A 19630-nucleotide genomic window follows, 5' to 3' on the forward strand; every position below is an offset into this window, starting at 1 on the left:
GGGTGAGAACTTGTTCGACTTGTTCATGGCTCAATCCTCTCAGAGTGTTGAGCCTCCTCAAAAACCGGGGCGATTCACTGCCCCTAATGTGCAATACGCTAAGCACCCAACGAGACAATTCTGCCGCATGGCACGTCCATCGCCGACTAGTCCCGTTTACCCACCTTACTTAAGACAGCAGTGTGTCGCGAACTCAACTTATCCAGCACCGATCTCGCACCGTTTCATTGGGAAAAAAGAGCAATTCGACGGGTTTGTGATAGGGCAGGAGTGAGCCGCTATATCGGGCCATTCACCCGATTTGGTCTACCGGTCGATCCAAGGGAGTTTTCACACCTTTATCAGAAGGCAATAGCAACCAAACAACTGGTTTGTGCACGACGGAAAGTCGTCGTCCATGTCGTCGAAACCGAATGTGCTCGCCCGTGCTGCTGGGTGTTGTGCGGCGCGGCCTCTCCCATAGACCGACGCCGGTTGCTGAGCATCTGCCCCTCGTCGACACGAATGTCGGTTGCGTACTTTTCGACGCCGTCCTTGTCGTGTACTTGCGGGTGCGGATCTGACTTCGACATAGGGCTGCGAGCCCTTGCGCCGTTGAAGTGAGCCGACTTCGTCCGTGCCGCGACGGTCGTGCTTCGCTGAGAAAGCGGCGTCTATGCTTTGCGCGCGTGCGGCATGACATTGCCTTTTTTGACGGGCGTCTCGCAGAAGTCTGCCCACGTTTGCATCATCTTCAGCCGCTTGGCGAGCAGATCGCCGCGCCGGTAGGCCGCTTCGACCTTCGATTCGATCGTGTGCGCCAGCGCCATTTCAGCCAGCTCACGCGGGAAGTTCGTCCGCTCCGATGCCCAATCTCGGAACGTCGACCGAAAGCCGTGGGGCACGGCGTCGACTTCCATGCGGCGCATCACGGCCGACAGCGTCATATCGCTCAGGATCTGGTTCTTGCTGCCGGGAAACACGATGTCGACATCTTTGATGCGGGGCAGCGCGGCGAGCAGCGCCAGCGCCTGCTTGGACAGCGGCACGCGGTGCTCACGCTTGGCTTTCATGCGTTCGGCCGGCACGATCCACAAGGCGGCGGCAGTGTCGATCTCTGACCAAAGGGCGCCGCGCACTTCACCGGACCGGGCCGCGGTGAAGATGGCGAACTCAAGCGCGCGGGCGCCTGTGCCATCCATTCGGCGCAGATCGGCGACGAATGCCGCGAGGTCGTCAACCGCTACAGCTTCGTGGTGCTTGACCGTCGCGATCTTGTTCGGTTTGGCGAGTAGCTGGTCGAGGTGGCCTTTCCAGCGCGCCGGGTTGTCGCCGGTCCGGTAGCCCCGGACGGTCGCCCAGTCGAGCACGTTTTCTATACGTCCGCGCACGCGGGTCGCTGTTTCGGTGGTGGTGTGCCAGATTGGCTCGAGCACCTTCAGCACTTGCGCGAGCCCAACGTCTTTCACGAGCAGCTCGCCGATCACCGGGCCGGCGTGCATGTCGAGCGAGTTTTGCCATTGCTGCTTGTGCTTGGCGTTCTTCCATTCCGAAGCGCGGGCTTCGATAAGGCCGGTGACGCACTCGTTGAAGGTCTTGGCAGCCGCCTTGCTGGCGACCAGGGCGCTGCGTGCTTCGGTGCGTGCCTGTATGGGGTCGGTCCCGCCGTGAATCTGCTCACGCGCCACGCGGGCACGTTCGCGGGCTTGGGCAAGCGTGACATCTGGAAAGCCGCCGAGCCCCATGTCGCGACGCTTGCCGGCAATCAGCGACCTCAACACCCATGATCGCGCGCCCGAATCGCTGACTATCAAATGCAGGCCGGCCACGCCCCCGACCGCATGCCGGCCAGGCGTTACAAGCCGGTTCACCTGCAAGGGCCCAAGTTCAACAGCTTTCTTCGGCATTCGAAAAATTCCCACAACCTTTCCCCCATTCTGGACAAGATTGCAAAAGATCGCAATAGCCGGGGCTAGACGATGTCTCGTCGTTCCTCCAATGAGAAAAGCGCCGTACTAGACGACGCTTGTCATTCGGGAAGCTTATCGACGGGGACTCCGGTTCCGCCAGCTATAGCTTTCAGATCACTTCACGGTGCATCAGCAAGCGCTCTAAAGCCCCGCCAGTCGGGGCTTTTTTGCGTCTGATCACTTCACATCGTGTTTTGACACTGCATTCTTTCAGGGTGCAAATTCGGGTGAACAGAGGCGACAACTCGCGACATTCGCGCATGAAGAGGGGCTCTCCGCCCGTCACCATCACCTTGCCAGCCAGCATCAAGGCCGCGGTTCACCGGCCAGATCGCTCTGGTACCGGCATCGAAGATCTGTGACGCGAACGACCTGCGGCGCCGTGTCAATGGAGGCGCCGGTCGCTTCGATCGCACCCCAGCGGTTAAGTGCCATTTCAATGCCATACCGCGCTTCCCATTGCTTTCCCAGGGTGCGCTCAGTGCACTTCTGAACATCGTGGTACTTGACGTTCAGTTCGGTCGCGTCGTGGGTTGTGGCGCTCAGGGCCGAGGCGCTCACCAGCGACAGCGCCAGGACGAAGTTGAAACGAAAGCAAACGATCATGATCAGACAAATCTGTTGGGCGGCACTACGGTATTCACAGAGATCGACCGCGGCGAACCCTGCCATTGCGGAAATCGCAACCCTCAGTCGCACCGGAACACGGCTTCGGCCTCAGGCAGATTTGTAAAGGGCGTCAGTCCACTGGAATCTACCTGAAGGATATCGACTCGTTTGCCGTTCTCTCGACATTGTTTGGACGCTTCCAGGATCGCTGTCGTACGCAGGGTGAAACGATGTGGGCTACTCACTTCGAGGGAGTGAATCCCATTGGCTGACAGGCCCGAACTCGCGCAGGCTGCAAGCAAGAGGAGTGGGCTCATGATGACGAGACGTTTCATTCATCCTCCGATGCTCGCCCAGCGCACCGTCGCCAAAGCGGTCCGAGAGGAGCGTTTAGTTTCAGGGCGGCCCACGATGCCCGGTCGACGACGGCAGCCGGGTTGGCATGCCCATCGATGCACGTGTGAACCGTTGTTCAGCGGTTCTGCTTCAGGCATTTTTGTGTACGAGTGAGCACGGCTTGTCATTGGGCATCTCGATCGGATCTGCCAGCGTGCCGGCACCTGAAGGCACTGCTGCACTGTGAGATCACCGACGATGCTCACTTGGCGGGAGCGACAGCCTCAAGTTGGCCCGTCGGCAGCAGCGACGGCGTTCTGCCGATCGCGCCGCACGAACTCGGCGAAGCCTGGATCGGTGTATGCGGCAAGCGGCAGCTTGCTGGTCAACAGCCTCAGTTCGATTTCCGCGATATCGCTTGAAAGGTTCTCGCTGGTGACCGTGTCGATCGTCCAGAGACCCGCCGCGAGCAGAACAAACGGGACCACCGTCGCAAGCTTCAGTCCGCGAGAGCTCAACTGCAGCCACGATGGGATGCGGCGGGCCGTTGATCGCATCGGGCGACTCAAAGCCTTCTTCTTGCGCCCGAGTGCGCGGCTTCGAGCAGCTTCAAGTCGGGCGAGTTGGGCTTCAGGCAGTTCGTCGGTGCCCACCGTCAGGCACGCCGCCACACGCCCTCCGAACCTGTCGGAGGGAGACGCGCTTCCCAGAGTTTCTTGACGTGATTTCATACCCGTAAATTGATGCTGCTGTGGCGTGAAACGCTGTGATTGCGAATCGCGCGGACGATCCTTGCCCAATCCGAAACAATTTCGGCGTGCTCGGTATTTTCCCGCTGCGAGCCTAATAGGTCACATTGTGATGCATTACACGCGCAGCTCCAACATGAAAAGTTCTGTCGTTGGCGACGGCGTCTGGCCAACGCCCTCAGGATGGTGTGGTCGAGAGCGTGGCTGTCGCTGTCTAAGGTCGCGCAGGCCTATGGTCTTGATCTTTTTATGGCCCAGCATCGCCTGACGAGTTCCTGCAGGTGATCCCTGAATGCAACGGCATTCAACCAAGTCCCGACGTTCACTGTAAATCGAGGTTGCGAGGTAAGTCTGCCGCCAGTGAACACTTTCACTTGGTACTCCCCGTCTTTGGCATTCGTGTCGAACACGGCGTGAGCACGCGCCAGAGCAACGCGCACGCCGTGTCGAGAGGAGAGTAAAGCAGTGAAGCGCAACGTGCATGCGTTGACCAGCAGCGCTTCGCGGGAGGCGTGGTCTGGATCGGACGCCAACATACCGTTGATTGCTGCCAGATGTTGTGCGGCGCCCATGCTTCGTGTATCCGGGGCATTGGACGTCGGATAGCCTTGGCTGCAGCCGGCCAACACCAGAGTTGCAACAACATAGGCAGACCACTGCCTGCCTGTGGCGAAGATCAGCCCCAGGGAACCTGAAGCGAAGCGCAATCGGTCAGCGGGGACGAAGGCGGGATGCATTGCAAGACACTCTAGCTACCGTCGCGACGTATTCACGTCTTTCGCAGGACCGTTCTGTCTGTCACTGCGCTGAATCTCTTCGCCGACGTTGATGCTATCGCTGCGCTCAAGGCAGCACATGATCGAGCACCGCCTGGGCCTCGAGGGCACCGGCCGGCAGCCGCACCGGCAACGCCGGAGCCGAGCCGTCCTTGCCTACGCCCGCATAAACGGTGACATGCGGAAACGGGATCTCGATGCCTTGTGCGTCGAATGCCGCCTTCATGCGGCGCAGGTATTCGCGTCTGACCGTCCATTGCTGGAGCGGTGCTACCTTGAAGCGGCATCGCAGTACAACGGCGCTGTCATCAAGGCGCTCCACGCCTGCAATCTCCAAGTCGCCGAGGATTTTTACGGCATGGTCAGGGTCCGCTCTCAGCTGTCGACCGACCTCGGCCATGAGTGCCATCACCTGATCGACGTCTTCGCGGTAAGAGACGCCCACATCCATCACGGCCTGTGCGAAGGACCGGGACATGTTGGTCACCGACGTAATCAGTCCATTCGGCACGAAGTGCACATTGCCGTCGTAGTCCCTCAGGCGGACATGACGCAGCGTGATGTCTTCAACAGAGCCACCGATGCCCGCGATGCTGACGACGTCGCCGGTGCGGATTTGATCCTCGAACAGGATGAAGAAGCCGGTAAAGTAGTCCTTGACCAGGCTCTGGGCGCCGAAACCTATGGCGAGACCCACCACGCCGGCAGCGCCCAGGATGGGTGCCAGCGACACGCCAACTTCCGCCAGCACCAGCATGACGGCGACGGCGCTGATCACCATGGCGATCAGGTAGCGCACGACGCGACCCAATGTTTCGGCGCGTCGCGCGCTGTCGGTGCCATCCAGGCGCCCCTCGACCCGCAGGCGGATCACGCGCACTGCGCGCTGCAGCACGCTGATCGCAATCCACGCGACCACCACGATCAGCACGATCCGAAGCCCTGAAAGTGCAGGGGCGCTCCAGCGCTCCCAGTTGATCGCGCGGATGGTTTCTATAAGGTCGTTCATGTGCGTGCAATCCGTTGGTGAGCGTAGTGTTCAATGTGATTCACGGCGCCTACCATCCCCAGAGCCTGCTCTTCACTACCCAGCCAACGGGGCCGTGTTCGTGGCGCACCTTGATCCAGCTCCCGCGTTGGCGAAGCGTGCGCAGCACATCGCCTCGGGCGGCCCTGAAGACCACGGCACTGCGTGCGTTGGGGGCTGCGCGCAGCGTCGCCGAGGCCGCACTCACGATGTAGTGCCGCGTCTTGTTCATCAGCGGGCCGTAGACCCAGCCCGAGTCGTGCTCGAAGTCGCTGACCTTGAGCCACTTGCCCTTGCGCGCGAGCACCTTGAATGGGTAGCCCTTGTCGACTGTCCAGCGCGCGACGTAGCTTGTCCCGGGCCCCGTGCGCATGTTGACGGTGTTGCCGGCGGCGCTGACCATCTGGGCGGCCAACGCCGATGGCGCTGCGAGCCAGCAGACCGCGAGCAGGATGAGCAGATTCAAAAGTCGCTTGGGATGAAGCATTCGTATTGGGTTCCGTGTGAAGTAGAAAAAAGAAGATCTCAATGGGCGAGGCCCTGAAGGTAGAGCTCGGGATCGACCGCGACGCCCATCTTGCGAATCTCGAAATGCAGCGCGACCTCGTCGTTCTTCCGGAAGCCAAACTCTGCAATCTGCTGGCCCTGGCGCACCTCGTCGTTCTCGCGCACGAGCGTCTTTCCGAGGTGCGCATAAGCCGTGATGAACGTGTCGTCGTGCTTGATCACGATCATGGTTTCGTAGGCAGGCAGGGCACTGCTCACGAGCACGACGCGGCCGTTGCGCGAGGCGAAGACCGGATCGCCGGGTTGCCCCGCGATATCGATGCCCGGGTTGCCGGCGCCGTCGAACCATGCCCGCGCCGGGCCGCGCGCGGGCATCGCAAAATCGGCTTTGGGCGGGTGCAGGGCGGTGGGGGAGGGCACCACGACCGCCTGCTCGACGCGGCCAGGCGATGCCGTCGAAATCCGTGCAGGCGAAAACGGCGAGGTCGGATTCAAGGGAACTTGGGTACTGCATGCGGCCAGGACCACCAATGTCCCGCCGGGAATGGCAATGCAGAGACGGGAGAGGTATCTGTGCATCGGGTTACTCCTCTACAAACGCTTCTTCGCGTTTCGATTTGACTGCCGGCAACAACACGACGGTGAGCAACAGCACAGCAGCAACCAGCAGCCCCGCCGATATCGGCCGCGTGACCAGCACCCCCCAGTCCCCTCGGGACAACAGCAGCGCGCGCCGGAGGTTCTCCTCCATCATCGGTCCGAGGATCAGGCCCAACAACAGCGGCGCAGGCTCGCAACCCAGTTTCAGGAAGGCGTAGCCGACGACTCCGAAGAAGCCGACCATCCAGACATCGAAGGTGTTGTTGTTCGTCGAGTACACGCCGATGGCACAGAACAGCACGATGGCCGGGAAGAGCCAGCGGTAGGGGATCGACAACAACTTGATCCACACGCCGATCAGCGGCAGATTCAGGATGATCAACATCAGGTTGCCGATCCACATCGACGCGATCAGGCCCCAGAACAGCTCGGGGTTGCTCGTCATGACCTGCGGACCCGGCTGGATGTTGTGGATGGTCATGGCACCGACCATCAGGGCCATCACCGGATTGCCTGGAATGCCAAGGGTGAGCAGCGGGATGAAGGACGTCTGTGCGCCAGCATTGTTGGCGGACTCCGGGCCGGCGACGCCGCGGATGTTGCCCTTGCCGAACGGAATCTCGCCTTGCCGCAGCTTGATCTTCTTTTCGAGCGTGTAGGAAGCAAAGGCCGACAGCAGCGAGCCTCCGCCCGGAAGGATGCCGAGCGAACAGCCCAGCGCCGTGCCTCGAAGCACGGCAGGCATCATGTTCCTGAAATCTTCCTTGGTGGGCATCAGGCCGTGCAGCTTGGCCGTGAAGACCTGGCCCTCCTCTTCGCTGCGTGACAGATTCGCGATGATCTCGCCGTAACCGAAGATGCCCATGGCGATGGCCACGAAGCTGATGCCGTCGGTGAGTTCGGGAATGTCGAAGCTGAAGCGCGCCACGCCTGAATTCACATCGGTGCCGACCAGGCCCAGAAGCAGACCCAGCATGATCATGCAGATGGCTTTGATCAGCGATCCGGAGGCCAGCACCACCGCGCCGATCAATCCCAGCACCATCAGAGAGAAGTACTCCGCCGGGCCGAACTTGAATGCCAATTCGGTCAGCGGCGGCGCGAAGGCCGCGAGCACCAAGGTGCCGACGCAGCCGGCGAAGAACGACCCGAGCCCCGCGGCCGCGAGCGCCGGTCCGCCCCGTCCCTGTTTGGCCATCTGGTGCCCGTCGATGACGGTGACGACAGAGGACGATTCGCCGGGCAGGTTGACCAGGATGGCCGTGGTCGAGCCGCCGTACTGCGAGCCGTAGTAGATGCCGGCCAGCATGATGAGCGCGGCCACCGGGGGAAGCGCGTAGGTGGCCGGCAGCAGCATCGCGATCGTCGCGACCGGGCCGATGCCGGGGAGCACGCCGATGAGCGTTCCGAGCAGGCAGCCCACGAAGCAATAGATCAGGTTTTGAACGGTGAGCGCGGCTTCGAAGCCGATGGCGAGGTTGTGGATCAGTTCCATGGAACGCAGACCTCAGCCGGTGATGAACGTGGGCCAGACCTGGAACTGCAGGCTCAGGCCGATGATGAAGGTCAGGTAGCTGCCAATCGCCAGGATCGTGGCCAGGATGAGGGCCGCCTTGAGCGTGAAACGTGTGCCGGCAAGGCTTGCGATCAGCACTAGGGCGTAGATCGCGATCATCAACCCCATCGCCGGAACGCCCATCGTCGGCAGGCCTCCGAGCAGCAGGCCAAACACCAGGTTGGCGCCGATGACCAGGGTCAGCGGTTTCCAGGCGATGCGCCCGACCGGGTCACCGCCGGCCGGACCTGCCGACAGGGCCCCCACCATGACCACCCCGCCACCGATGGCCAGCAGGATGCCGAGCACGAGCGGGAAATAGCCAGGCCCCATTCGGGCTCCGCTTCCGATGTTGTAGTTCATCGCACCAATGGCAAAGGCAAGGCCAACGCCACTGAACATGAGACCGGACAGCAAGTCCTTCTGGCTCTTGATTTTCATGGATTGGGAAGATCTCTCAGGGAAGTGGAATTCGACAGGGGAAGCCTGCACGAAAGCAGAAACGCAGCCATGACGCCGGGTCAGGCTGCGTTCAGATATGTCATGTTATGAGGTTATGTATGTCACGTCGTGAGTAATAACCCTTCGCACTGCGGGAACAGTCCGCAAGCCACTGCTACATTCATCTGTCCGACGAGCACACAGCCAATGACAAACAACCAAGGTGCAGCGGAGAAGCATCGCTTCGAAGCTCTTTCAGATTTCCGCTTTCGCTTGCGCAGCTTCCTGCGGTTCAGCGAAGACGCTGCACGTGAGGAGGGCATCACGGTGCTGCAGTACCAATTGATGCTTCACACGCAAGGGTTTCCAGGAAGACAGTGGGCGTCGATCGGAGAAATTGCCGAGCGGCTGCAGGCGCAGCCGCACGGTGTGGTCGCCCTGGTTTCGCGTTGCGAGGAAGCCGGACTCGTCAGGCGCAAGGCGAGTGCGGTGGACCGACGCCAGGTTGAAGTTCATCTGCTTGCTGCAGGCCGCAAGAAGCTTGCTCGGCTGGCCACGCAGCACGCCGACCAGCTGTCCGAGTTGGCCATCGCAGTGGGCCTGGCCAATCGCACGCCCGACTGAGCCCTCCGACCGAGTCGCGCTGTGCATTGCGTCCCACGCGGGGGCCGGCGGTTGAGCGCGAGGCTTGCGCCATGGCGTCAGTTGTTCCTCTGAACGCCCGCATCCGCAAACTGCGCAACCCACTCGGCGCTTCATCGACCACCGGAGCGAAGGGCGCGGTGTCCTCCATCACTCTCGAGGCGCTCCGCCTGTCGCTCGGCCTATACAGTTGCCGTACATGCTCGATATTGCCGCCATCTGTCTCGTCGTTACGGCGTTGCTCGCCTACCTTAACCACCGCTTCGTCCGGTTGCCCACCACCATTGGGGTGATGGCCATCGCCTTGGGTATCTCGCTCGTCCTGCTCGGCCTCAACGCACTCGGCCTCGATCACGGGCTGCGCCAGTACGAGGAATCGTTTCTGCGCTCGATCGATTTCTCCGATGTGCTGATGCAGGGCATGCTGTCGTTCCTCTTGTTCGCGGGCGCATTGCATGTCGATCTGCGCGCGCTGCGGCAATACCGATGGCAGATCGCCGTGCTGGCCCTGGTCGGAACGATGGCCTCGACCCTGGTGGTCGGCACGGGCATGTGGCTGGTGCTCCCCTTCATCGGTGTCCAGCTGCCCTTTCTGTACTGCCTCCTCTTCGGCGCACTCATCTCGCCGACCGATCCGATCGCGGTCATGGGCATTCTCAATTCCGCTGGTGCGCCGAAGAACCTGGAGCTTGTGATCGCCGGTGAGTCGCTGTTCAACGATGGCGTCGGGGTGGTGATCTTCGCGCTGCTGCTGGGTGTGCTGACCAGCGGCAGCGCGCCGACGCTGACGGTCGCTGGAGGGTTGCTGCTGCGCGAAGCCGGTGGCGGCATCGCTTTCGGCCTGGTGCTGGGCTACGTGACATTCCGCTTGCTGCGCAGCATCGACCAGTACCAGGTCGAGGTGTTGCTCACGCTGGCTGCGGTGATGGGCGGCTACGCGCTGGCCAGCCATCTCCATGTCTCGGGGCCGTTGGCGATGGTGGTCTGCGGACTCATGATCGGCAACGGTGGTCGTGCGCTCGCCATGTCCGATCACACGCGCCGCTACATCGACATGTTCTGGGAATTGCTCGACGAAATCCTGAACGCCGTGCTGTTCGTGCTGATCGGTCTCGAGGTGCTGCTGATCGCCTTCACCGCACCGATTCTCGTTGCGGGAGTGGTGGCCATCGTCGTGACACTGGCGGCCCGCTGGATCACGGTGGGCTTGCCCGTCGGCATCGCCGGCACCTTGTTCCGCCTGCCGCACGGCTCTCCGCGCGTGCTCGCATGGGGCGGACTGCGCGGCGGTATCTCGGTCGCACTTGCACTGTCGCTGCCGGTCGGCGCCGAACGCGAGATCATCCTTGCGCTGACCTATTGCGTGGTGGTGTTTTCGATCCTGGTTCAGGGACTGACCATTGGTCGTGTCGTGCGATCCGCCATTGGTGCGGTGCGGTGAATTTGCAATGGCTCGCAGGCGACATGCCGCTGTTTACTCGATGCCGACATCCAGCTTCGCCACGAGTGCGCGACCCTGCTCGTTCAGGCCGAACACGTCGACCGTGCTTGCGCCGAGCCCCAGTCCAGCGTGGAGGCCGAGACCATGACCATGATCGCCACCAGCGCGGCCACTGGCACCTGTGCGACCCATGCTTGAACAGCACTATGAGGATCAAGAGGAACGCACCAGCGAACAATGTCGACAGCCGACCACGACCGCCGTAGCGCACATTGCTCGCCGTCTGGTCGATCATTCCGCACCCTGCAATGCCGCCGAAGAGGCTGGCCGCCACATTGACGATGCCGAGCCCGCTGCACTCCGTCTTCTTGGAACTGGGGGTGTCGGTCAATGCGTCGACGACGCTGGCCGTCATCATCGATTCGAGCAGTTCGACCATCGCGATGGCAAATGCTGGCAGGGCGATCAGTCGAAGCGTCTCGATGGCAAAAGGAACGGAAGGCAAAGCAAAAACGGGCAATGAATCGGGCAGCAGACCGAGGTCTGCCACCGTCTTCAACGGCAGATGCATCCACTGACCCACGAGTGTCGGCACCACGACACAGACTAATGGAGAAGGCACCGCTGTCGTGATGCGCGGCAATCCGTAGATCACCACCAGCCCGAGCCCGACCATGGCCCAGGTCGCGCCATTGGCGCCGACGATATGCGGCATCTGCGCTGAAAAAATGAGGATCGCCAGCGCGTTGATGAAGCCGGTGCGGACGGAGCCGGACACGAACCGCATGAGCACGCCGAGCCCGCTGCGGCAGACACCATCTCCGGTCGACCGCCGGTGAAGGCGAGCACGATGCTGATGATGAACGATGCGAACAATCCGATGGCCGGGTCGACGCCTGCCGCGAATGAGAAAGCGATGACTTCCGGTATCAGTGCGAAGGTCGCCACGGCGCCGGCCATGAGTTCGCGCGGAATGCTGGGCGCCCACTGGGCACGGAATAAATGAAGGTATCTGGACACGAGTGAACTCGGCCCAGGCATGGAGCGTCCCGGGGAGTAGAACATCCAGGCAAAAGCTTGCTTTTCCCGAATTCCAGGCCCTTTCTCCCATTTCGATTGAACTCCTGTTGTCGCGAAGCGCTCTATCGGTTCAACCATTGGGAGACACATGATGCAAATGAGGATGATTGGACTTGGGCCCGGAACCGCATTGGAGAATTGATTCATGCCGCTGCTCATTGAAGACTACGCGCTCATCGGCGATGGCCACACCGCCGCGCTGGTGGGCCGTGATGGCTCGATCGACTGGCTGTGTCTGCCACGTTTCGATTCGGGCGCCTGCTTCGCAGCACTTTTGGGCAGTCCCGCGAATGGGCGTTGGCTGATCGCACCGCGGGACTCAGTGAGCAACACAAGCCGTCGCTATCGGAACGGCACTCTCATCCTCGAAACCGACTTCGAGACCGAGAGCGGCACCGTGCGCGTGATCGACTGCATGCCGCTATCGAACCAGCGGTGGGACGTGCTGCGCATCGTCGAAGGGCTGAGCGGCCGGGTCCGGATGCACACAGAGCTCGTGATCCGCTTCGACTACGGCTCCATCGTGCCTTGGGTGCATCGCGCCGATGGTGCGCTTTTCGCGACCGCGGGGCCCGACACGCTCGAACTCCATACGCCGGTTCAGACTCGCGGCGAGCACATGACTTCGACGGCCGACTTTGAAATCGGTGCCGGAGAGCGCGTGCCGTTCGTACTCAACTACCGCCCGTCTCACACGCCGGAGCAGGAGCCGATCGACGCCGACGAGACGCTGATGCGGACGCAGAGCCGCTGGCTGGAATGGTCCGAGCGCTGCAGCTACCAGGGACGCTGGCGAGAACCGGTGCTGCGCTCGCTGCTGACTTTGAAAGCACTGATCTACGAACCCACCGGCGGCATCGTGGCAGCACCCACCACCTCGCTGCCGGAACACCCGGGTGGGGTGCGCAACTGGGACTATCGCTATTGCTGGCTGCGAGACGCCACCTTCACGCTCAATGCGCTGCTGCTGGCAGGCTACACCGAGGAGGCGCGGGCCTGGCAGGAGTGGCTGTTGCGTGCCGTTGCCGGCAGTCCGGCGGACATGCAGATCCTGTACAGCGTGACCGGCGAGCGTCGACTCGAGGAGATCGAACTCGCATGGTTGCCCGGGTATGGCAATGCCGCACCGGTGCGGATCGGCAACGCGGCTGCGACCCAGTTCCAGCTCGACGTCTACGGCGAGGTGATGGACACACTGCACCTCGCACGCGCAGCCGGGCAGACGCCGCAGCCGCACGCTTGGCGCATCCAGTGCGTGCTCCTGGCGTTTCTTGAAACTCATTGGCGCGAGCCCGACGAGGGCATCTGGGAAGTCCGCGGGCCAAGGCGGCACTTCACGCATTCCAAGGTGATGGCATGGGTCGCTTTCGACCGTGGCGTCAAGGCGGTCGAGCGCTATGGCCTGGACGGGCCGGTAGAAGCATGGCGCCGCAGTCGCGACGAGGTCCACGCGCAGGTCTGCGAAGCCGGGTTCGATGCGAAGCGCAACAGCTTCGTACAGCATTACGGCAGCGCGGAACTCGATGCCAGCCTGCTGCTGATCCCGCTGGTCGGCTTTCTGCCACCGGACGACGCACGCGTGCGCGGCACGATCGAAGCGATCGAACGCGAGTTGTTGATCGACGGCTTGGTGTTGCGCTATGCGCCGGCGGCCGGCATCGACAGCCTGCCGCCGGGCGAAGGCGTGTTCCTGCCCTGCAGTTTCTGGCTGGCCGACTGCCTGGCCGTGACCGGTCGGCACGCCGAGGCCGAGGCCTTGTTCGAGCGGCTTCTCGCGCTGTGCAATGACGTCGGCCTGTTGTCCGAGGAGTTCGACCCGCGCAGCGGGCACATGCTGGGTAATTTCCCGCAGGCCCTCAGCCACATGGCGCTGGTGAACACTGCGCGACTACTGTCGCTGTCATCGGAGCAAGTCGAAAAATCGGGCAAGAAGGGTGAACGTCCCGCTGCCGTGAGCCCCGCGCCATGAACGCACCCCGCAAGACAGTGGCGCCCAAGATCCTGGTAGTCGATGTCGGCGGTTCGCGCGTCAAGTGCCTTGTCAGCGGCGAGACGCGTGTTCGCAAGTTCGCGTCCGGGCCGGTTCTCACACCGCAGAAAATGATCGAGGGTGTGCTCGCGATAGTCGCCGACTGGACCTTCGATGTTGTCTCGCTCGGCTATCCCGGCGTCGTGCGCCGGGGCTCCCCAACCCTCGAACCGCAAAACCTGGCGCCGGGCTGGGTCGGCTTCGACTTCGAGGGCGCGTTTGGCCGACCCGTTCGCATCCTCAACGATGCGGCAATGCAGGCCCTGGGCATCTATCAGGGCGGCAAGATGCTTTTCCTGGGACTGGGCACGGGGCTCGGTTCCGCGCTCATCGTCGACAGGCACATCGTGGCCATGGAACTCGGTCACCTGCGCCGCAGCAAGAGGCACGACTATGAAGACCTTCTCGGTAAACAAGGCTTCAAGCGTTTGGGAAAGAAGAGGTGGCGGCGCAAGGTGTGTGCGGTCGTCGAAGGGTTCAGCGCTGCGTTGTTGCCCGACGAGGTCGTGGTGGGTGGCGGGCAGGCCGACCGCCTCAAGAAACTGCCATCCCGCACGCGGCGCACCGACAACACGGCGGCCTTTGTCGGTGGCTTTCGACTCTGGGATGAATCGACCTCCGACGAGCCGGCATCAAGCTATACAGATCTTTCGTGAGCGGCTGAGCAAGCGAGGGCGGTTGAGAGCAGCACGCGCGCGGACCGTTCGCGTAGCGGCCCTGTCCGGCAGCGCCGCCACCACATTCCTGTCATGGCTTGGTGGCTGAGCAGCGCAGTCTTGTTCATCTGCTCGCTTCCCAACGCCCCATGACCACATCATCCAACACCAGTTCCGTCCTGGGAGCGCCAGCGCCGAACGATCGTGTTTTGCCAGAGGACAGCCCTCCGTTGCCACGTCCACCCATTCCCATCGTGCTGGAGGGACAGCCTGCGTTGGTGACGGGCGCCAACTCCGGCATCGGTCGCGCAGTCGCTCTGGCGCTTGGCAGGGCGGGGGCCGACGTGGTCGTCAACTACGTCTCGGATCCCGAAGCCGCAGAGGCTGTCGCAGCAGAGATCCGGGGCTTCGGTCGACGTGCGATTGCACTCCGGGCCGATGTGAGCGATGAGCAGGAGGTCGAAACTATGTTCGCGGAGGCGATCAAGGTTTTCGGCACGTTGCATGTCGTGGTCTGTAATGCTGGCCTGCAGCGCGACGCACCGTTCCACCAGATGACGCTCGACGAGTGGCATACCGTCATCGGCGTCAACCTGACAGGCCAGTTCCTGTGTGCGCGCAGTGCCGTACGCGAATTCGTCCGCCGCGGCGTCGATGAAAAGGTCTCGACGGCCGCGGGCAAGATCATCCACATGAGCTCGGTGCACGAGATGATTCCGTGGGCTGGCCATGCCAACTACGCGGCATCGAAGGGCGGCGTTGAAATGTTGATGAAGAGCCTGGCGCAGGAAGTTGCACCCCTGCGCATCCGGGTGAACGCCATCGCGCCCGGCGCGATCCGCACGCCCATCAACACCGCCGCATGGCAGACCCCCGATGCCTATGCAGACCTCATGAAGCTGGTGCCCTACAAGCGCATCGGTGAACCGGCGGACATCGGACAGGCGGCCGTGTGGCTGGCTTCCGACGCGTCGGACTATGTGACGGGCACCTCGCTGTTCGTGGACGGCGGCATGACGCTCTTCCCTGGGTTTGCCAGTGGCGGCTGACCATTACGACCTGATCGTCGTCGGCAGCGGCCCCGGTGGTGCTTCGCTGGCCCACCGGCTCGCGCCCAGCGGCAAGCGCATCCTGATCCTCGAACGCGGCGACTATCTGCCGAAAGAGACGGCCAACTGGAGTTCCAGCGAAGTCTTCGTTCACGGGCGCTATCAGGCGCGCGAGGCCTGGTACAGCGCCGAGGGTCAGAAGTTCGAACCGGGGCTGCATCGCTATGTGGGCGGCAATTCGAAGGTGTATGGCGCGGCGTTGTTGCGACTGCGCGAGCGCGACTTCGGCGAGCTCGTGCATGGCGACGGTGTGTCGCCTGCCTGGCCGCTGCGCTATGAAGAGTTCGCGCCCTGGTACGACGAAGCGGAGCACCTTTTCCACGTGCACGGGCAGCGCGGCGAGGATCCGAATGAGCCGCCATCCAGCACCCCTTTTCCCTATCCCGCGGTCTCGCACGAACTTCGCATCGAGGCGTTGCATGCCAGCCTGGTAGCACAGGGTTTACGGCCTTTCCATCTGCCGCTGGGCATCCTGCTCGAAGAACGTGACGGCCTGCCGACGCGCACCAGCCGCTGCATTCGCTGCGACGCCTTCGACGGCTTTCCATGTCCACTCGACGCAAAAGCCGACGCGCAGGTGGTGTGCATCGATCCGATGCTGCGAGAGCATCCCAATGTCACGCTGTTAACCAACGCCATGGTCGACCGCCTGGAGACCGATGCGTCGGGGCGTCGAGTCATGGCCGCCTGCGTCACTCGCCATGGCCGGCAGGAGCGCTATTCGGGCGATATCGTGGTGGTGGCCTGCGGGGCACTGAGCACGGCGCTGTTGCTGCTTCGTTCCTCCAACGACGCGCATCCGAACGGGCTTGCCAACGGGTCGGGTCAGGTCGGGCGCAACTACATGCGGCACAACCAGTCGGTGCTGATGGCGCTGTCGCGCGAGCCGAACGACACCACATTCCAGAAGACGCTCGCGGTGAGCGACTATTACTTCGGCGCACCCGACTGGAACCATCCGCTGGGTCTGATCCAGATGTGCGCCAAGTCGCATGCGGACCAGATCCGGGGCGAGTCGTTGCCGTCCTGGCTCGAATGGCTGCCGGACATGCCGTTCGAGGCGATGGCGCGTCATTCATTGGACTTCTGGTTGTCCAGCGAAGATCTGCCGCGACCGGAAAACCGCATCCAGCTTGGCAACGACGGTCGCGTCACGCTCGCCCTCACGCCCAACAACATGGAGGCGCATCACCGCCTGCGGGCCAAGCTGGAGGGCTTGCTCGACGGCGCTGGCGCGCACGTCAAGCTGCTGGAGCGCAAGCTCTATTTCGGCAAGGACATCGCGCTGGGCGGCACGGCGCACCAGGCCGGCACCGCGCGCTTCGGCACCGACCCGGCCACCTCGGTGCTGGATCTGAATTGCAAGGCGCATGAGCTCGACAACCTCTACGTCACAGACGCCAGCTTCTTCGTCTCGATAGGCGCGGTCAATCCGACGTTGACCCTCATCGCGAATGCGTTGCGCGTTGCCGCCCACATCGGCGAGCGTCTCGGAGTGACTCACGCATGAGCCTTGGAAACCACCAAGACCTGCTCATGCTGCTGGCGCGCATCTGCCTGGTACTGATGTTTCCGTTCAGCGCGCTGGACAAGGTGCTGCACTGGAAAGCTGCGCTCGCACAGGCCGACTCGTCCTTCCTGCCCGGTGGCGCCATCTTGCTGGTCGGCGCGATGGTGATCGAGGTGCTGGCGCCCATGTGCATCGTCCTGCAGTGGCATGCGCGAATGGCCGCTCTTGTCCTCACGGCCTTTTGCGTCGTGACGGCCTTGCTGTACCACCCGTTCTGGCGCCGCGGCGATTTGTGGGCCGACGGCGACAGTGTCGATCGCCAGCACTTCTGGGACTTCACCAAGAACTTCGGACTCGCCGGCGGACTACTTCTGGTGGCGCTGGGGGCAGGCCTCTCATGAATGCACCACTGACGCACTACTGGCACCTGTGGACCGACGGCGATGGCGCGAGCCATCAGACGCGCTGCGCGCTCACGGCGTTCCAGCTGGCCCAGGTCGGGCAGGCTGCACCGCAGTGGAACGACGAGCAGCCGCGCAGCGAGGCGACGGTCGTCTTCACCGTGCAGCCGGTGGGCTGGGTCGGCGACTGGCATGAAAATCCGGCGCCGCAATGGATCGTTCCCCTGTCCGGCCGCTGGTGGGTCGAGGCGATGGACGGCACGCGCATCGAGATGGGGCCGGGCGAGCTTTCGCTGGGCGAAGACCAGCACTGTCGTGCTGATGCGCAAGGGCGCAAGGGCCATCGCTCGGGCACGATCGGCGCCGAGCCGGCCCACCTGATCACCATTCGTCTGCACGTCGAGCCAGTCGGCCAGGCATGCCATCTTCGCTAGTCATGAACGACGTGCAAAAACACCACATCGTCGATCCGCGCCTTCGGTCGTTCGTGCTCGCGAATGCCGAACTCGAGCTGCTGTTCGACCAGGCACGCTGGCTCGCAGGTCCGGTCTGGTTCGCCGACCACGGCAGCCTGCTCGTGAGCGATGTGCCACCAAGCAGTCGCCAGAGTTGCCGCCGTCGGTGTACCGCTTCGATCTGCGCAACGGATCGCTCACCGTCGTGGCGGATGATTTCGAAGGGCCGAACGGCCTGTGCTTTTCGCCCGATGAGAAACGGCTCTACGTCTTGGGGAGCGGAGCTGTGAACCAACGGGGATGTCAGTGGCCGTGAACCGAAGTGCCTTGGCGAGGGGCAAAACGACCGGGTTCTTCGCATTGGAGCGTCACGTTCGCTCGCTGGAACGCTCGATCGATTTTTACGTTCGGGGATTGGGATTCACGTGTGAAAGACATCACGGCGAACACGCGCTGGCGGCCGATGTAATTCTGACGCTGGGGCAAGAGCGCATCGCACTGTCCGCCGTCGAAAACGCGGAAGAAGTCATTGCGCAAGTTCCCGGCCCGGACGTGCGCTTTCAGCATCTAGCGATCGTGACCCGCGACATGTCGATGGCCGTGCAACGGTTGCAAGTCTTGGCGCCGATCCCCATTACGAGAGGCCGCCCGCAGCGGCTCCCTCGAGCTTCGGGCGGCGCGACGGCATTCAAATTTCGCGACCCGGATGGTCATCCACTCGAACTCATCGAGTTCGCTACCGGCCAGTGTCCCGATCGATGGCGCCACCGGGCCGGCAGCGACGAAACGCTCGGGATCGACCACGCAGCGATCAGCGTTTCGCGGGTCGAACAAAGTATCGGCTTCTATTGCGGACTTGGTTTCTCGGTGCAAACGCGGCAGGTCAACCGAGGCGTCGAGCAGGGGCGGCTGGATGGCCTTGACGAGTTGGAAGATGTAGAGGTCGAAGTGGTGGCGCTGGTTGCCAGCGGCCCGCCAAGTGTCCACCTCGAACTGCTTGCCTATGCGAAGCCTGCCGCCTTCGGCCAGCGGCGGGACAAACGCGCGCCCTCGCGTGCGGCAGATTGCCTGACGTGGTTCGGCGCCCCGTCCATGACCTGCTTTGCAGACCCGGACGGCCATGTCAACCGTGTGATAGCGAGACCACCTTGATCGGCGACGGGCTGTTGCCTCTTCGCTGGTGGTCTCGGGTCGACGTGCCGTCAGCCCCGCGAACTCCTCATCGCCAAAAAGCTTTCTTTCTGAATCTTCTACCGGGGAATAAAAGATGACACCCTATAAACGTTTCGCTGCAATGGTCGTCGTATCGACGATCGTCATGTTCGGGCTGATGTACCTGAATACATTTGAACTGGATCACGTTTTCTTTAGCGAAACGCGCGCATACATGGCGTTGCTCATGGGCGCAACGATGGCCGTAGTCATGTTGGCTTTCATGCTTCATATGCTGCAAAACCGCGGCGCCAACGTCGGCATTGCAGTCGTGAGCGGTTTGATTTTCGCCGCGTCGCTCTGGTTGGTTCGCAGTCAAGCCACGGTCGACGACGTTTCGTACATGAAAGCGATGATCCCGCACCATTCGATAGCCATCATGACCAGCAAGCGTGCGCACATCACCGATCCCCGAGTTCGCAAACTGGCCGATGGCATAGCCGACACCCAGGTTCGAGAAATTGCGGAAATGAAGCAATTGATTCAGGACATCGAAAAGCGCCGTTCGCGAATCGACCAGTGGCCATGAATCTCAATCCTTGTCGT

General features: G+C 62.4%; 21 protein-coding genes and 1 pseudogene. 11 read left to right on the forward strand and 11 right to left on the reverse strand.

All coding sequences use genetic code 11. The features are described from left to right. Positions 1 to 653 precede the first annotated feature (653 nt). The 9 genes from QN413_RS12320 to QN413_RS12360 all read right to left on the reverse strand — a co-directional run bounded on the left by QN413_RS12320 (position 654) and on the right by QN413_RS12360 (position 8549). A complete protein-coding gene (locus QN413_RS12320; RefSeq protein ID WP_323496896.1) occupies positions 654 to 1886 on the reverse strand; it encodes a tyrosine-type recombinase/integrase in 1233 nt (410 codons plus the stop codon). 369 nt (positions 1887 to 2255) lie between these two features. After that, entirely contained in the window at positions 2256 to 2621 is a 366-nt protein-coding gene (locus tag QN413_RS12325; RefSeq protein ID WP_323496897.1) for a hypothetical protein, read from the reverse strand. A gap of 557 nt (positions 2622 to 3178) precedes the next feature. Then, on the reverse strand, positions 3179 to 3625 hold the full coding sequence (locus QN413_RS12330) for a DUF3619 family protein (protein WP_323497037.1): 447 nt from the start codon (positions 3623 to 3625) through the stop codon (positions 3179 to 3181). A gap of 248 nt (positions 3626 to 3873) precedes the next feature. Beyond that, positions 3874 to 4380, reverse strand: coding sequence for a hypothetical protein (locus QN413_RS12335; RefSeq protein ID WP_323496898.1), 507 nt, complete (start codon positions 4378 to 4380; stop codon positions 3874 to 3876). Positions 4381 to 4486: 106 nt separating this feature from the next. After that, the gene (locus QN413_RS12340) at positions 4487 to 5428 is read right to left on the reverse strand and encodes a mechanosensitive ion channel family protein (protein ID WP_323496899.1); all 942 of its coding nucleotides are present in this window, start codon (positions 5426 to 5428) and stop codon (positions 4487 to 4489) included. Positions 5429 to 5477: 49 nt separating this feature from the next. Further along, positions 5478 to 5933: an SH3 domain-containing protein gene (locus tag QN413_RS12345; RefSeq protein WP_323496900.1), complete on the reverse strand. Its 456-nt coding sequence runs from the start codon at positions 5931 to 5933 to the stop codon at positions 5478 to 5480. Between the two features lie 38 nt (positions 5934 to 5971). Next, positions 5972 to 6532, reverse strand: a complete 561-nt coding sequence (locus QN413_RS12350; protein WP_323496901.1) for a murein hydrolase activator EnvC family protein — start codon at positions 6530 to 6532, stop codon at positions 5972 to 5974. A 4-nt stretch (positions 6533 to 6536) separates the two neighbouring features. Next, positions 6537 to 8048, reverse strand: a complete 1512-nt coding sequence (locus QN413_RS12355; protein ID WP_323496902.1) for a tripartite tricarboxylate transporter permease — start codon at positions 8046 to 8048, stop codon at positions 6537 to 6539. Positions 8049 to 8060: 12 nt separating this feature from the next. Beyond that, complete coding sequence (locus tag QN413_RS12360; RefSeq protein WP_323496903.1) at positions 8061 to 8549, reverse strand: tripartite tricarboxylate transporter TctB family protein; 489 nt, start codon at positions 8547 to 8549, stop codon at positions 8061 to 8063. Positions 8550 to 8756: 207 nt separating this feature from the next. Here QN413_RS12360 and QN413_RS12365 point away from each other — a divergent pair, with 207 nt between their 5' ends. After that, positions 8757 to 9173: a MarR family winged helix-turn-helix transcriptional regulator gene (locus QN413_RS12365; RefSeq protein WP_323496904.1), complete on the forward strand. Its 417-nt coding sequence runs from the start codon at positions 8757 to 8759 to the stop codon at positions 9171 to 9173. A 217-nt stretch (positions 9174 to 9390) separates the two neighbouring features. Next, positions 9391 to 10632, forward strand: a complete 1242-nt coding sequence (locus QN413_RS12370; protein WP_323496905.1) for a sodium:proton antiporter — start codon at positions 9391 to 9393, stop codon at positions 10630 to 10632. Positions 10633 to 10665: 33 nt separating this feature from the next. Here the strand turns inward: QN413_RS12370 and QN413_RS27345 are convergent, their stop codons facing one another. Beyond that, entirely contained in the window at positions 10666 to 10824 is a 159-nt protein-coding gene (locus tag QN413_RS27345) for a hypothetical protein (protein WP_416352179.1), read from the reverse strand. Beyond that, positions 10746 to 11673, reverse strand: a pseudogene (locus tag QN413_RS12375) (SulP family inorganic anion transporter); the annotation flags it as partial. The gene QN413_RS27345 and the pseudogene QN413_RS12375, both read right to left, overlap by 79 nt. A 184-nt stretch (positions 11674 to 11857) precedes the next feature. Here QN413_RS12375 and QN413_RS12380 point away from each other — a divergent pair. From QN413_RS12380 to QN413_RS12420, 9 genes are all read left to right on the forward strand, one after another. Further along, complete coding sequence (locus tag QN413_RS12380; protein ID WP_323496906.1) at positions 11858 to 13681, forward strand: glycoside hydrolase family 15 protein; 1824 nt, start codon at positions 11858 to 11860, stop codon at positions 13679 to 13681. After that, positions 13678 to 14397, forward strand: coding sequence for an ROK family protein (locus tag QN413_RS12385; RefSeq protein ID WP_323496907.1), 720 nt, complete (start codon positions 13678 to 13680; stop codon positions 14395 to 14397). Before QN413_RS12380 ends, QN413_RS12385 begins: the two co-directional genes overlap by 4 nt. A gap of 245 nt (positions 14398 to 14642) precedes the next feature. Beyond that, complete coding sequence (locus QN413_RS12390; protein WP_323497038.1) at positions 14643 to 15446, forward strand: SDR family oxidoreductase; 804 nt, start codon at positions 14643 to 14645, stop codon at positions 15444 to 15446. Then, positions 15436 to 17016, forward strand: coding sequence for a GMC family oxidoreductase (locus QN413_RS12395; RefSeq protein ID WP_323496908.1), 1581 nt, complete (start codon positions 15436 to 15438; stop codon positions 17014 to 17016). The genes QN413_RS12390 and QN413_RS12395 overlap by 11 nt, the downstream gene beginning before the upstream one ends. Continuing rightward, the gene (locus QN413_RS12400) at positions 17013 to 17417 is read left to right on the forward strand and encodes a DoxX family protein (RefSeq protein WP_323496909.1); all 405 of its coding nucleotides are present in this window, start codon (positions 17013 to 17015) and stop codon (positions 17415 to 17417) included. The genes QN413_RS12395 and QN413_RS12400 overlap by 4 nt, the downstream gene beginning before the upstream one ends. Further along, complete coding sequence (locus QN413_RS12405) at positions 17414 to 17851, forward strand: cupin domain-containing protein (protein WP_323496910.1); 438 nt, start codon at positions 17414 to 17416, stop codon at positions 17849 to 17851. Before QN413_RS12400 ends, QN413_RS12405 begins: the two co-directional genes overlap by 4 nt. A gap of 226 nt (positions 17852 to 18077) precedes the next feature. Then, on the forward strand, positions 18078 to 18188 hold the full coding sequence (locus QN413_RS12410; RefSeq protein ID WP_323497039.1) for a hypothetical protein: 111 nt from the start codon (positions 18078 to 18080) through the stop codon (positions 18186 to 18188). Beyond that, positions 18173 to 19024: a VOC family protein gene (locus tag QN413_RS12415; protein WP_323496911.1), complete on the forward strand. Its 852-nt coding sequence runs from the start codon at positions 18173 to 18175 to the stop codon at positions 19022 to 19024. The genes QN413_RS12410 and QN413_RS12415 overlap by 16 nt, the downstream gene beginning before the upstream one ends. Positions 19025 to 19166: 142 nt before the next feature. After that, positions 19167 to 19613: a DUF305 domain-containing protein gene (locus QN413_RS12420; protein ID WP_323496912.1), complete on the forward strand. Its 447-nt coding sequence runs from the start codon at positions 19167 to 19169 to the stop codon at positions 19611 to 19613. The last annotated feature ends 17 nt before the right edge of the window (positions 19614 to 19630 follow it).

Source organism: Variovorax sp. LG9.2 (genome assembly GCF_035018885.1).
Taxonomy (GTDB): domain Bacteria; phylum Pseudomonadota; class Gammaproteobacteria; order Burkholderiales; family Burkholderiaceae_C; genus Variovorax.

Bases quoted from the DNA above. Each gene is read 5' to 3' on its own strand.
- QN413_RS12350 (WP_323496901.1), bottom strand. From the start codon at position 6,532: ATGCACAGATACCTCTCCCGTCTCTGCATTGCCATTCCCGGCGGGACA.
- QN413_RS12340 (WP_323496899.1), bottom strand. From the start codon at position 5,428: ATGAACGACCTTATAGAAACCATCCGCGCGATCAACTGGGAGCGCTGG.
- QN413_RS12320 (WP_323496896.1), bottom strand. From the start codon at position 1,886: ATGCCGAAGAAAGCTGTTGAACTTGGGCCCTTGCAGGTGAACCGGCTT.
- QN413_RS12360 (WP_323496903.1), bottom strand. From the start codon at position 8,549: ATGAAAATCAAGAGCCAGAAGGACTTGCTGTCCGGTCTCATGTTCAGT.
- QN413_RS12345 (WP_323496900.1), bottom strand. From the start codon at position 5,933: ATGCTTCATCCCAAGCGACTTTTGAATCTGCTCATCCTGCTCGCGGTC.
- QN413_RS12400 (WP_323496909.1), top strand. From the start codon at position 17,013: ATGAGCCTTGGAAACCACCAAGACCTGCTCATGCTGCTGGCGCGCATC.
- QN413_RS12405 (WP_323496910.1), top strand. From the start codon at position 17,414: ATGAATGCACCACTGACGCACTACTGGCACCTGTGGACCGACGGCGAT.
- QN413_RS12330 (WP_323497037.1), bottom strand. From the start codon at position 3,625: ATGAAATCACGTCAAGAAACTCTGGGAAGCGCGTCTCCCTCCGACAGG.
- QN413_RS12325 (WP_323496897.1), bottom strand. From the start codon at position 2,621: ATGGCAGGGTTCGCCGCGGTCGATCTCTGTGAATACCGTAGTGCCGCC.
- QN413_RS12335 (WP_323496898.1), bottom strand. From the start codon at position 4,380: ATGCATCCCGCCTTCGTCCCCGCTGACCGATTGCGCTTCGCTTCAGGT.
- QN413_RS12415 (WP_323496911.1), top strand. From the start codon at position 18,173: ATGTCAGTGGCCGTGAACCGAAGTGCCTTGGCGAGGGGCAAAACGACC.
- QN413_RS12380 (WP_323496906.1), top strand. From the start codon at position 11,858: ATGCCGCTGCTCATTGAAGACTACGCGCTCATCGGCGATGGCCACACC.
- QN413_RS12365 (WP_323496904.1), top strand. From the start codon at position 8,757: ATGACAAACAACCAAGGTGCAGCGGAGAAGCATCGCTTCGAAGCTCTT.
- QN413_RS12420 (WP_323496912.1), top strand. From the start codon at position 19,167: ATGGTCGTCGTATCGACGATCGTCATGTTCGGGCTGATGTACCTGAAT.
- QN413_RS12355 (WP_323496902.1), bottom strand. From the start codon at position 8,048: ATGGAACTGATCCACAACCTCGCCATCGGCTTCGAAGCCGCGCTCACC.
- QN413_RS12385 (WP_323496907.1), top strand. From the start codon at position 13,678: ATGAACGCACCCCGCAAGACAGTGGCGCCCAAGATCCTGGTAGTCGAT.
- QN413_RS27345 (WP_416352179.1), bottom strand. From the start codon at position 10,824: ATGGGTCGCACAGGTGCCAGTGGCCGCGCTGGTGGCGATCATGGTCAT.
- QN413_RS12370 (WP_323496905.1), top strand. From the start codon at position 9,391: ATGCTCGATATTGCCGCCATCTGTCTCGTCGTTACGGCGTTGCTCGCC.